Here is an 11,922-nt window from a genome sequence, read left to right as displayed (position 1 = left end):
ATTGGTGATCGTTTGGACGAAACGCCGGAACAATCCGTCCCCCTTGTTTAAGCGGGGTTGAATTTGCGCATCAACCCATCAAGTCCCTTTCTGCAGGATTTTCCGGAGGCGGATTTTACCGGCGCAGATATTCACCCGATGGCCACGGGGCATATCCCCTCGTATGTGACAGAGGCGGTTGGAAGCGACTTTCTGTTCACCTTCATTGTGTTTTTCACCGTCGGCGTGGTCGTTCTGATCGGGGTCGGGTACCTGACCCTGCATTCGGTGCCGGAAAAGATGGCGCATGAAAACAACCATCCTCAGTTTAAATTGGTCAGGATTCTGGCGCTGCTGGCACTGTTCATCCACGACGGCATCTTCTTGATTGCAGCGATCCTGATGGCGGGTTTCCAGTTTCCGAACTTCGCTGCTCCGCTGCGTTCGATTGCCGATGCCATCCGGTCATTGGCACCGGGCCGCGGCCAGCCACCCGACCCAGAGGCGCCCGCGGCACCCGTGACCGCCCAGGGGACGCGCACTGACGGAGCTGCGGCCGATGCTTGAAACACTGATGTGCGCGCTGGACACCGTGCTGCGGGATTTCCTGTTCCGCAGGTTCGTGCAGGGCAAGCGGATCGGGCATGAAATCACCCTGTTCACCATGTGGTACGAGCTGCGCTGGGACCTGACCACCTGCGCGATCCTCGCGCTCGTGATCACCATGTTGTTCGACTTTCATCCGGTCAGCAAGACCGCGGTGTCGTATTTCCGCACGGTGACGATCCTGCCAAAGCTGGGCGGGCGGGTGTCCAAGGTCTATGTGACCAACAACCAGATCGTCACCGCGGGGCAGCCGATCTTCCGGATCGAGGATTTCAGCCAGAAGGCCCAGGTCGAGGCGGCCCATGCGCAGATCGCCCAGATCCAGGCCTCGTTGAAAGTGGCCGAGAGCGACTTGGCCGAAGCCGAGGCTGGCATTGCGGCGGCCAAGGCCGCGCTGGATCAGGGCCTTGAGGACCTCGAGCGCAACACGACCCGGCGCGACGAGGGCTCCAGCGCCGTGCGGCTGGCCGAGATCGACCGGCTAGAAAACATGGTGGCCGAGCGCCAGGCCCAAGTGCGTGCGGCCGAGTCGAAGAAGGCCGCTGTCGTTCAGCAGATCGAGGAATTGAACCCCGCCCAACTGTCCAGCGCCAATCCGCAGTTGGACGCGGCGTTGGGTGAGTTGGACAAGGCGGTCGTCAGTGCCGGCGTGACCGGCCGGGTCGAGCAGTTCGGGATGCAGGTCGGCGACTATGTAAGCCCGCTTCTGCGTCGGCGGGCATTCTGGTGCCCTCAAACTCGGGGCGCGACAGGTTCCAGGCCGCGTTCAACCAGATGAGCGCACAGGTGATCGAGCCCGGCAAGATCGGAGAACTGGGCTGCATGACCAAGCCGTTCACGGTGATCCCTGTCGTGGTGGTTCAGGTGCAGGACGTGATCCCATCGGGGCAGATCCGGCCCACGGACGAGTTGCGTGACGTGCAGGTCAATACCAATCCGGGTTCGATCCTCGTCTATCTCGAGCCGCTGTATGGCGGCATGGCCGACACGATCCCGCCGGGCAGCAACTGCCTGGCCAATGTCTATACCGACAATCACCACAAGCTCGAGGATGAAAGCCTAGGGTTCTGGCAGAAGGCGTTTTACCACGTGGTCGACGCGATCGGTGCCTTGCATGCGGCGGGCCTGCGCCTGCGGCTGATCCTGATGCCGGTTAACACATTGGTGCTCAGCGGGCACTAGCCGCGTGCAGCGACTGCGCGCTCGCGCCATTGTGTCTGGCCAAAATCGGGATCGCAGGCTAGGAGCCGCGCATGTTCGATGCACAGATCCGACCCATTATTGATCCGGTGCTGAACGCGCAGGGGCGTGTTCTTGCCCGGCTGGGCTTTACCGCCAACCAGATCACGCTGATCGGGTTGGGGCTGGGGCTGGTGGCCTGCGGCCTGATCGCCGTTGGGGAAACGGCGTGGGCCTTGCTGCCGCTGCTGTTGTCGCGCTTGGCGGATGGGCTGGATGGCGCGGTGGCCCGCGCGCGCGGTGGGACCGATTTCGGCGGTTACCTTGATATCACCTGCGATTTCCTGTTCTACGGCGCGGTCCCGTTCGCATTCGTCGTCGCCGACCCTGCGGCCAACGGCTTTGCCGGGGCCTTTCTGCTGCTGTCCTTCTACGTTAACGGCACCAGCTTTCTGGGCTTTGCCCTGCTGGCCGACCGTCACGGACTGCGGTCCGAGGCGCGGGGGAAGAAGGCGCTGTATTTCACCGGCGGCCTGCTGGAAGGGGCAGAGACGATCGCTTTCCTGGTTCTGCTTTGCCTGCTGCCGCAGGCATTCGCGCCCATGGCTTGGGTGTTCGGGGGGCTGTGTTTCCTGACGGCGTCGTCGCGGGTTCTTCTGGCCTGGCGCAGTTTTCGGGATCAACTGTAACAAAAAAGCCCGCCAGATGGGGCGGGCTTTCCGGTGCTTTTCAGATCCGGCTTACTGCGGAATTTCGCCTTCCAGGCCTTCGACATAGAAGTTCATGCCGGCCAGCGTGCCGTCATCGGCCACTTCGCCTTCGGCCAGCCAGGCGCTGCCGTCCTGCTTGTTCAGCGGGCCGGTGAAAGGATGGTATTCACCCGATGCGATCGCGTCCTTCAGAGCCAGAGCTTCAGCCTTGACGTCGGCCGGAACGGCATCGGAGATCTCGCCGATCTCGACCATACCTTCCTTGATACCGTCCCAGGTGTTCACCGACTCCCAGGTGCCATCCATCACAGCCTGGGTGCGCGCGATGTAGTAAGGCGCCCAGTTGTCGATGATCGAGCTGACGCGCGGCATCGGAGCATATTCGCTCATGTCCGAGGCCTGGCCGAAAGTGATCACGTTGCCGGCTTCTTGTGCGGCAGCCTGCGGTGCGGTCGAGTCCGTGTGCTGCAGGATCACATCGGCGCCCTGTTCGATCAGAACCTTGGCGGCATCAGCCTCTTTCGCCGGATCGAACCAGGTGTAGGCCCAGACGATTTTGAACTCGACATCCGGGTTCACCTTCTTGGCGTGAATGAAGGCCGAGTTGATGCCGCGGATCACTTCGGGGATCGGGTACGAGCCGATATAGCCGATGATGTTCGACTTGGTCATCTTGCCGGCGATATGACCTTGGACAGCGCGACCCTCATAGAAACGCGCCGAGTAGACCGACACGTTGTCGGCGGTCTTGTAGCCGGTGGCGTGCTCAAATTTCACGTTCGGGAATTTCTTGGCCACGTTGATGGTCGGGTCCATGTAGCCGAACGAGGTGGTAAAGATCAGGTCGGCCCCTTCCAGCGCCATCTGGGTCATGACGCGCTCGGCATCCGGGCCTTCGGGCACCGATTCCACGTACACGGTTTCGACCTTGTCGCCAAAGTGCTTCTCGACAGCCTGACGGCCCTTGTCGTGCTCGTAGGTCCAGCCGCCATCGCCCACCGGGCCGACATAGACGAACCCGACCTTTGTCTTGTCCTCGGCCACGGCGCCCGTGGCAAGGCCAAGTGCCATGGCGGCGCTTGCCAGAAGTGAAGTGAATTTCATTTAGTTACTCCCCAATTTGGTACAGTTGGCCCCTAGTGCGAGGCGTGGAAGGTCCGGCCAAGTGAGGCAGGTGCCCTGCTCTTGTCGGCCGAAAGGATCACGAGCACAAGGATCGTTATGATGTAGGGCGACATTGCCAGATACTCGACAGGGATGGCAACGCCCGCTGCCTGCAAATTCAGCTGCAGAACGGTGATGCCGCCGAACAGATAGGCACCCAGCAAGGTGCGCCACGGTTTCCAGCTGGCGAACACCACCAGTGCCAGCGCGATCCAGCCGACGCCGGCGGTCATGCCTTCGGTCCATTGTGGTACCCGGATCAGGCTGATATAGGCCCCACCCAGCCCGGCGCAGGCGCCGCCGAAGAGGATGGCCAGAATGCGGATCCGCACCACCTTGTAGCCCAGCGCATGGGCGGCATCGTGGTTTTCCCCCACCGCGCGCAGGATCAGACCCGCTCGGGTGTATTTCAACATCGCCCACACCCCTGCGGTCAGCGCGATGCCCACATACAGGATCGGATCATGCTGGAACAGGATGGGGCCGATCACCGGCAGGTCGCTCAGGACGGGGATGTGGATGTCGCCCATGCTGGGCGGCTTGATGCCCACATAGCTTTGCCCCAACAACGCGCTGAGGCCCAGGCCGAACAGCGTCAGGGCCAGGCCGCTGGCCACCTGGTTGGCCAGTGCGAACTGGGTCAGCAGCACGAACAGCAGCGACAGCAGCGCGCCGCCGATGGCCGCCGCCACGAAACCCAGCCAGGGCGAGCCGGTCTCGACCGAGATCGCAAAGCCGCTGATCGCGCCCACGATCATCATGCCTTCGACGCCAAGGTTCAGTACGCCGGCTTTCTCGACGACCAGCTCTCCGATTGCGGCCAGCAACAGCGGGGTGGCCGCCACCATCAGCGAGGCGATGAGCAGAATGGGGTTGATTTCACCAAGGTTCATGGGTCACGCCACCTCGCTGCGGGCCGCACGGATGCGGTAGTTGGTCAATAGGTCAAAGGCCAGCAGGAAGAACAGCAGCATCCCCTGAAACACCTGAATCGCGGCGGCGGGCAGCCCCAGCTGAGACTGCGCGATCTCGCCGCCGATATAGGTCAGCGCCATCAGGCCGCCGGCCAGAAGGATGCCCACCGGGTGCAGACGGCCGAGGAAGGCCACGATGATGGCGGTAAACCCGTAGCCCACGTTGAAGTCGATGCTCACCACGCCCGACGGGCCGGACACTTCGAACATGCCCGCCAAGCCCGCCAGGGCGCCCGAAAGCCCCAGGCAGAACAGGATCAGCCGGGGCGGGTTCACGCCTGCGAATCTTGCTGCGCGGGGGGCCTCGCCCGTCAGGCGGATGTGAAAGCCCAGCATGTGCCGGTTCAGCAGGACATAGGCAAAGATTACCGCAACGAAGGCCGCGACCACACCCCAGTGCATGCCCGATCCTGCGATCAGTTCCGCGTTGTGCGCGGCGTCATAGGATTGCAGGTTGCGCGAGCCGGGAAAGCCAAAGCCCTCGGGGTTTTTAAGCAGCCCCAGCGAGACCGAGGCCAGGAATTGCTCGGCCACATAGACGAGCATCAGCGAGACAAGAATCTCGTTGGTGCCGAAGCGCACTTTCAGAAAGGCCGGGATCATTGCCCAGATCCAGCCGCCAAAGGCCCCGGCGAGGACCATCAGCGGAAATACATACCAAGCATCAAGCGGATAGAAGGCCAGCCCGATGCCCGCGCCGAAAATCGCCCCCATGATGTACTGACCCTCGGCGCCGATGTTCCAGATCCCGGCGCGAAAGCCCAGCGACAGCCCGATGGCGATCAGGACCAGCGGCGCGCCTTTCACCAACAATTGCGGCCGGTAATAGAATGAGAACTCGCCGAACAGGGGCTCCCAGAAGATCGTGCCGATCGCCTCGACGGGGTTTTTGCCCAAGATGGCGAACAGCAGCCCGCCGAACACCATCGTGGCCACCACCGCCACCAGCGGCGTGGCGTAGGACCACGCCTTGGACGGCTGTGGGCGTTTCTCCAGCACGATCATCCCGTGATCCCCCTGCCTGTTGCGTTCTTGTTGATGTGCGCCGGTCGAAAGCCGCGCCGAGGCCTATACATGCGCCACCTCCATGCCATGCGCGCCGCCCATCATCAGGCCGATCTCTTCGACGCTCAGGTTGGCCGTGGGCCGCGGCGCGCTCAGTCGCCCCTCGTTCAGCGCGGCGAAACTGTCCGAGATCTCCATCAACTCGTCCAGGTCCTGGCTGATGCAAACCACAGCCGTGCCCTGGGCCGCAAGGTCCAGAATAGCCTGACGGATCGCGGCGGCTGCGGCGGCATCGACCCCCCAGGTCGGCTGGTTCACCACCAGAACCTCGGGGTTTTGCAGCACCTCGCGGCCGATCACGAATTTCTGCAGGTTGCCGCCCGACAGCGACCGCGCGGCGTTCTCAGGGCCGGGCGTGCGGACGTCGAAGGTTTTGATGATCCGCTCGGCGAAATCCCGGGCTTCGCTCCATTTCAGAAAGCCCCGGGTTTCAAGGTTTTCCCGCACCGACCCGGTCAACAGGGCGTTCTCGGTCAGACTCATGTCCGGTGCCGCCGCATGGCCCAGACGTTCCTCGGGCGCGGTCAGTACGCCAAGCTCGCGCCGTGCAGTGGGCCCCAGCCGGCCGATGGGCTGGCCGTTGAATTTGATGGCGTCGGCCGTGGTCAGGATTTCGCCCGACAGCGCACCCAGCAACTCGTCCTGCCCGTTGCCGGCGACGCCGCCGATGCCCAGAACCTCGCCCTTGCGCACGGTCAGGTGCACGTTTTTTAGCGCCGTGCCGAACTCGGACGGAGACGGCACCGACAGGCCGGTCACATCCAGCGCCACCGGGCCGAACGCGCGCCCCGCGCGTTCCGGTGTCTGCAAGGCCGAGCCAACCATCAGTTCGGCCATGTCGCGGGCCGAGGTCTCGGACGGTACGCATTCGCCCACATTCTTGCCCAGCCGCAGGATGGTGGCGTGGTCGCACAGCGTGCGGATTTCTTCGAGCTTGTGCGAGATGTACAGGATCGAGGTACCCTCCGAGCGCAGCTTTTTCAGCGTCTCGAACAGGATTTCCACCTCTTGCGGTGTCAGAACCGAGGTGGGTTCGTCCATGATCAGCAGCTTGGGGTCCTGCAACAGGCAGCGGATGATCTCGACCCGCTGGCGTTCGCCCGCGGACAGGTCGCCCACGGTCCGGTACGGGTCGAGCGGCAGGCCGTAATTTTCCGAAACTTCGCGAATACGCGCAGCCAGGTCGCCCATGGGAGGCGGGTTTTCCATGCCCAAGGCGATGTTCTCGGCCACGTTCAGCGCGTCGAACAGTGAGAAATGCTGGAACACCATCGCGACGCCGTCGGCGCGCGCCGCGCGCGGTTCGCTTGGGGCGTAGGGCTGGCCGCGCATCAGCATCGTGCCGCTGTCGGGCTTGACCAGCCCATAGATCATCTTGACCAGAGTGGACTTGCCGGCGCCGTTCTCGCCCAGCAGGGCATGGACTTCGCCTTCCGCTATGTCGAAGGACACATGGTCATTGGCCACGACGCCGGGATAGGCCTTAGTCAGTCCCTGCAGGCTCAGAAGTGGAGTGGTCACGCGCTCTGGTCCTTCTTCAAGTCATTCTGCCGGGCGGGGCGCAGGATATGTGCCGCCACACCGATTGCGATCATCTGCGGGTGCTTGCCCAGGGCCGGGTCCCCGATGGGGCAGGTGATCCGGCTGATCTGCGCCGGTGAATGCCCCAGCGCGGCAAGGCGCGAACGGAATCGCGCCCATTTCGTAGCCGAGCCGATCAGCCCCGCAAAGCGGAAATCATGCCAAAGCAGCCGGTTGCACAGTTCAAAGTCCAGATTGTGTGAATATGTCAGCACCAGGTGCTCGGCATCTGGCGGAGCGTGGTGCACCAGATCCGCCGGATTGGCTGCCGGCACTGCGGTAACACCCGGCGGAACCATCTCGGGAAAACGGTCGGGCGCGGTGTCCACCCAGGTGATCGCCAGATCGGGCAGGGGGGCCATCACACCGACCAGCGCCCGCCCGACATGTCCGGCCCCCCAGATCCACAGCTGGCTGAGGGGGCTGTGCACCGGTTCGATCATCCAGCCGTCGATCAGTTGGGGCTCGGGGCGCTGGCCCTGGTTGCGGGCCTGTGCCAGCAGCCGTTTCACCGAAAGCGGCATCGGAGCATCCGTGACGGGGCGGGCGATCACCTCGCGGTCCAGCTGCGCGACAGCTTCCGCGTCATAGACCTCGCTCAGCAGCTTGACGGCGCCGCCGCAGCATTGCCCAAGGTCCGGCCCCAGCGCATGTCGGGACAGGCGGGACCGGTCTTGCTGGGTCCGGGCCGCCTCGGCCGCCTGAAACTCGAGCGTGCCGCCGCCGATCGTGCCCGACTGCCCGCCGTCCCAGACCAGCATCGCGGCGCCGACCTCGCGCGGGGACGACCCGCGTATCGCCGCGATGACCACGCGGGTCACCTTGCCGTGTTTTTCGACTGCCTCCCTCAATGTCTCCCGGTCAAATCCCATCAGGTGCCTCCACGCAGGCGTCGAATGGCACGCCAGACTTCTTCGGCGGTGGCCGGAGCGTTCAGACCCGGGTCTCCATCGCCACAGGCCGCAACGGCATTCGACAGCGCCAGCCAGGCCGAGATCCCCAGCATGAAGGGCGGCTCACCCACCGCCTTCGAGCGGTAAATCGTGTCCTCGCGGTTCCGGCCGTCCCATAGTGCGACATTGAAGATGCCGGGGCGGTCCGAAAAGGCGGGAATCTTGTAGGTCGAGGGCGCATGGGTGCGCAGCCGGCCCTTGTCGTCCCAGACCAGCTCCTCGGTCGTCAGCCAGCCCGCGCCCTGCACATAGCCGCCCTCGACCTGCCCGATATCCAGCGCAGGGTTCAGCGAGGCGCCGGCATCATGCAGGATATCCGCCCGCAGAATCCGGTTTTCCCCGGTCAGGGTATCCACCGCCACCTCGGTCACCGCCGCGCCATAGGCGAAGTAATAGAACGGACGCCCCTGACCCTTGATCCGGTCCCACTCGATCTTGGGCGTCTTGTAGAACCCGGTCGCCGACAGGCTGACGCGCCCTTGATAGGCCAGCGCCGCCGCCTCGGCAAAGCTGTAGCTTTCCTCGCCCACGGTAACCCGGCCGTCAGCAAAGACGACCGCCGATGGGTCGGCCTGATGCCGCTGGCCCAGATAGGCGGCCATCCGGTCGCGGATCGTGTCGCAGGCGGCCCTGACGGCCATCCCGTTCAGATCGCTGCCGGACGAGGCCGCCGTGGCCGAAGTATTCGGCACCTTCGCGGTATCGGTCGCCGTGATCTTGACCATCTCCAGCGGAATGCCGAACCGCGCGGCCGCCACCTGCGCCACTTTCTGAAACAGCCCCTGGCCCATCTCGGTGCCGCCATGGTTCAGATGCACCGAGCCATCCTGATACACATGCACCAGCGCCCCGGCCTGGTTCAGATGGGTCAGCGTAAAGGAAATCCCGAATTTCACCGGCGAAAAGGCGATGCCCTTCTTGACAACGCGGTTCTCGGCATTCCACGCCGCGACCGCCGCCTTGCGCGCGGCATAGTCGCTCGACGCCAGCAGGGCTTCGGTCATCCCGTGCAGCTCGAAATCCTCGACCACCTGCCCATAGGGCGTGGTATTCCCCTTCATCTTTTCGGAAATACTCCGGGGGGAGGCCGCAGGCCGGGGGGCAGAGCCCCCCTCAGCCGGAGCCGCATAGTAATTCCGCCGCCGCAGCTCGACCGGGTCCAGCCCCAGCACATGCGCTGCGTGATCCATCACCCGCTCGATCCCCACCATGCCCTGCGGCCCGCCAAAGCCGCGAAACGCCGTCGCCGATTGGGTGTTGGTCTTCAGCCGATGGCTCTCGATCCGCGCGTTGGGCAACAGATAGGCGTTGTCGGCATGCAGCATCGCCCGGTCGGCCACTGGCAGCGACAGGTCCTGCGCCCAGCCGCAGATGGCGTAATGCTTGAACGAGACACCCTGAATGCGCCCCTCCGCGTCGAACCCGGCCTTGTAGCTGATGCGGAAGGCATGCCGCTTGCCGGTGATGATCATGTCGTCGTCGCGGTCATAGCGCATCTTGCAGGCCCGCCCGGTCGCCCGCGCCGCGATGGCGCAGGCCACGGCCAGCGCATTACCCTGACTTTCCTTGCCGCCAAAGCCGCCGCCCATCCGCCGGGTCTCGACCCGCACGGCGTTCATGGGAACACCCAGCGCCTCGGCCACCTTGTGCTGGATCTCGGTCGGGTGCTGGGTCGAGGAATGCACCAGCATGTCCCCGCCCTCGTTCGGCACCGCCAGCGCGGCCTGACCTTCCAGGTAGAAATGCTCTTGCCCGCCGATCTCGAACGTGCCTTCGATCACATGCGACGCCTGCGCGATGGCGGCGTCGGCGTCGCCCTTGGCGTAGATCCGCGGGCCGTCCTCGAACCGGCTGTCCGCGGCCAAGGCCTCCTCGATGGTCAGGATCGGCGTTTCCTCGGCATAGTCGATCCTGCCCAGCCGCGCCGCCTTGCGCGCCGCCAGATGGCTGGTGGCGACGACCAGAAACACGGGCTGGCCCACATAGTTCACCGTCCCGTCCGCTAGCAGCGGCTCGTCATGGACCGAGGGCGAGACGTCATTGGCAAAGGGGAGGTCCTCAGCCGTCATCACCATCACGACGCCCTCGGCGGCCTTCACCGCCGACAGGTCCATCGCCGTGATCCGGCCCTTGGCGATCGGGCTGAACCCAAAGGCCAGGTGCAGCGTGCCTTTGGGCGTCGGAATGTCATCCACGTAACGCGCGGTTCCCGACACATGCAGATGTGCTGCGTCATGGGGCAGGGGCTTGGTCACGCTCATGCCGACACCTCAAGCACGTTGGTCAACTCGCCCTGATCCTCTGCGAAATACCGCTCCAGCATCGCCCTGGCCGTCTCCAGCCGGTATTCGGCCGAGGCGCGCATGTCGGTCAGCGGGGTGAAATCCCCGTCAAACGCCGGCAGCGCGGCCTGAACGGTCTCATGCGTCCACGCCTTGCCGACCAAGGCGGCCTCGACCGCCGCGGCCCGCTTCGGAATGCCCGCCATGCCACCGAAGGCGATGCGCGCCTGCGCCACGACGCCATCCGAAACGGTGACATTGAAACAGCCACACACGGCCGAGATATCCTGATCGAACCGCTTGCTCAGCTTGTAGCATTTCAGCCGGTCCGATTGACGGGCAAAGCTGACCGCCTCGACGAACTCGCCGGGCGCGCGGTCCTGCTGGCCGTAATCGACAAAGAAATCCTCCAGCGGGATCGACCGCCGCGCGTCCCCTTTGCGCAGATGCAGCGTCGCCCCCAGCGCGATCAGCGCGGGCGGGTTGTCCCCGATGGGCGAGCCGTTGGCGATGTTGCCCCCCACGGTGGCCGCATGGCGCACCTGCACGCTGGCATAGCGCCGGATCATCTCGGCATAGGAGGGGTGCAGATCGGCCATCGCCGCGCCCATGCGGTTCATGTCCACCATCGCACCGATGCGGACCTCGTCTTCGGTGATCGAGATCTCCTTCAGATCGTCGCAACCGCCCAGAAAGATCACCGGGTCCAGATCGCGCAACTGCTTGGTCACCCACAGGCCCACATCAGTGGCGCCGGCCACCAGAGTCGCCTCGGGATGGCTGGCATAGACCTCGGCCAGCTCGTCGGACGAGCGCGGCATCATCGGCGAGGCGGGTTCGACCGCCACCGGCGTGTCCCTGATCCAGACCGGCACCGGCTGGTCTTCGACGGCCTTTGCCGCGCGGATGATCGGGGCATAGCCGGTGCAGCGGCACAGGTTGCCGGCCAGTTGCGTGTCGTGATCGGTCGCGCCATTCGCATGGCTGGCCACCATAGACATCACGAAACCCGGCGTGCAGAACCCGCATTGCGAGCCGTGATGCTCGACCATCGCCTGCTGAACCGGGTGCATCTGGCCATCCGGCCCGCTCGTGCCTTCGACAGTGCGCACCGCCTTGCCATGCAGCTGCGGTAGAAACAGGATGCAGGCATTCAGCGCCTTGGCGCCGCCCTCATCCGTCACCATCACGGTGCAGGCGCCGCAGTCGCCCTCGTTGCAGCCTTCCTTCGTGCCTGTCAGGCCGCGGTCCTCGCGCAGCCAATCCAGCAATGTGGCCGTCGGATCGACATCCGCCAGCTCCACAGTCTCTCCGTTCAGAAGAAACGTGATGTTCATTCTAGAAACCCGTCGCGTTACCCCGTTGCGCCCATGGGTGCCCTCTCTCGATGCGACGTAGAGAAAGAAGCGGGCTTGTAGCTTGCCGAAAG

General features: G+C 64.4%; 9 protein-coding genes and 1 pseudogene. 3 read left to right on the top strand and 7 right to left on the bottom strand.

From position 1 onward, the window contains the following. Window positions 1–138 precede the first annotated feature (138 nt). The 3 genes and pseudogenes from AC2FMM_RS09655 to AC2FMM_RS09645 all read left to right on the top strand — a co-directional run bounded on the left by AC2FMM_RS09655 (window position 139) and on the right by AC2FMM_RS09645 (window position 2,453). Window positions 139–546 (top strand): hypothetical protein, encoded by a 408-nt coding sequence (locus AC2FMM_RS09655; protein WP_496796469.1) that lies wholly within the window; start codon window positions 139–141, stop codon window positions 544–546. Next, window positions 539–1,767, top strand: a pseudogene (locus AC2FMM_RS09650) (HlyD family secretion protein). The gene AC2FMM_RS09655 and the pseudogene AC2FMM_RS09650 overlap by 8 nt, the downstream one beginning before the upstream one ends. Before the next feature lie 71 nt (window positions 1,768–1,838). After that, window positions 1,839–2,453 (top strand): CDP-alcohol phosphatidyltransferase family protein, encoded by a 615-nt coding sequence (locus tag AC2FMM_RS09645; RefSeq protein WP_496678506.1) that lies wholly within the window; start codon window positions 1,839–1,841, stop codon window positions 2,451–2,453. 51 nt (window positions 2,454–2,504) lie between these two features. Here AC2FMM_RS09645 and AC2FMM_RS09640 read toward each other — a convergent pair whose 3' ends face one another. The 7 genes from AC2FMM_RS09640 to xdhA all read right to left on the bottom strand — a co-directional run bounded on the left by AC2FMM_RS09640 (window position 2,505) and on the right by xdhA (window position 11,830). Then, the gene (locus AC2FMM_RS09640; RefSeq protein ID WP_496678504.1) at window positions 2,505–3,578 is read right to left on the bottom strand and encodes a BMP family ABC transporter substrate-binding protein; all 1,074 of its coding nucleotides are present in this window, start codon (window positions 3,576–3,578) and stop codon (window positions 2,505–2,507) included. Between the two features lie 32 nt (window positions 3,579–3,610). Continuing rightward, window positions 3,611–4,531, bottom strand: a complete 921-nt coding sequence (locus tag AC2FMM_RS09635; protein WP_496687307.1) for an ABC transporter permease — start codon at window positions 4,529–4,531, stop codon at window positions 3,611–3,613. A 3-nt stretch (window positions 4,532–4,534) separates the two neighbouring features. Continuing rightward, window positions 4,535–5,617 (bottom strand): ABC transporter permease, encoded by a 1,083-nt coding sequence (locus tag AC2FMM_RS09630; protein ID WP_496796434.1) that lies wholly within the window; start codon window positions 5,615–5,617, stop codon window positions 4,535–4,537. A gap of 63 nt (window positions 5,618–5,680) precedes the next feature. Beyond that, window positions 5,681–7,198, bottom strand: coding sequence for an ABC transporter ATP-binding protein (locus AC2FMM_RS09625; RefSeq protein WP_496678499.1), 1,518 nt, complete (start codon window positions 7,196–7,198; stop codon window positions 5,681–5,683). Continuing rightward, entirely contained in the window at window positions 7,195–8,130 is a 936-nt protein-coding gene (gene xdhC, locus AC2FMM_RS09620) for a xanthine dehydrogenase accessory protein XdhC (protein WP_496796433.1), read from the bottom strand. The genes AC2FMM_RS09625 and xdhC overlap by 4 nt, the downstream gene beginning before the upstream one ends. Continuing rightward, window positions 8,130–10,472, bottom strand: coding sequence for a xanthine dehydrogenase molybdopterin binding subunit (gene xdhB / locus AC2FMM_RS09615; RefSeq protein WP_496796432.1), 2,343 nt, complete (start codon window positions 10,470–10,472; stop codon window positions 8,130–8,132). The genes xdhC and xdhB overlap by 1 nt, the downstream gene beginning before the upstream one ends. Next, on the bottom strand, window positions 10,469–11,830 hold the full coding sequence (gene xdhA / locus AC2FMM_RS09610; RefSeq protein ID WP_496796431.1) for a xanthine dehydrogenase small subunit: 1,362 nt from the start codon (window positions 11,828–11,830) through the stop codon (window positions 10,469–10,471). Before xdhA ends, xdhB begins: the two co-directional genes overlap by 4 nt. Between the last annotated feature and the right edge of the window lie 92 nt (window positions 11,831–11,922).

This window comes from Ruegeria sp. BHSC043 (assembly GCF_059612985.1).
This window is presented reverse-complemented; position numbering and strand designations above follow the sequence as displayed.

Excerpts from the sequence above, each read along its gene's own strand:
- AC2FMM_RS09640 (WP_496678504.1), bottom strand. The coding sequence starts at position 3,578 with ATGAAATTCACTTCACTTCTGGCAAGCGCCGCCATGGCACTTGGCCTT.
- AC2FMM_RS09645 (WP_496678506.1), top strand. The coding sequence starts at position 1,839 with ATGTTCGATGCACAGATCCGACCCATTATTGATCCGGTGCTGAACGCG.
- xdhC (WP_496796433.1), bottom strand. The coding sequence starts at position 8,130 with ATGGGATTTGACCGGGAGACATTGAGGGAGGCAGTCGAAAAACACGGC.
- AC2FMM_RS09630 (WP_496796434.1), bottom strand. The coding sequence starts at position 5,617 with ATGATCGTGCTGGAGAAACGCCCACAGCCGTCCAAGGCGTGGTCCTAC.
- AC2FMM_RS09655 (WP_496796469.1), top strand. The coding sequence starts at position 139 with ATGGCCACGGGGCATATCCCCTCGTATGTGACAGAGGCGGTTGGAAGC.
- xdhA (WP_496796431.1), bottom strand. The coding sequence starts at position 11,830 with ATGAACATCACGTTTCTTCTGAACGGAGAGACTGTGGAGCTGGCGGAT.
- AC2FMM_RS09635 (WP_496687307.1), bottom strand. The coding sequence starts at position 4,531 with ATGAACCTTGGTGAAATCAACCCCATTCTGCTCATCGCCTCGCTGATG.
- xdhB (WP_496796432.1), bottom strand. The coding sequence starts at position 10,472 with ATGAGCGTGACCAAGCCCCTGCCCCATGACGCAGCACATCTGCATGTG.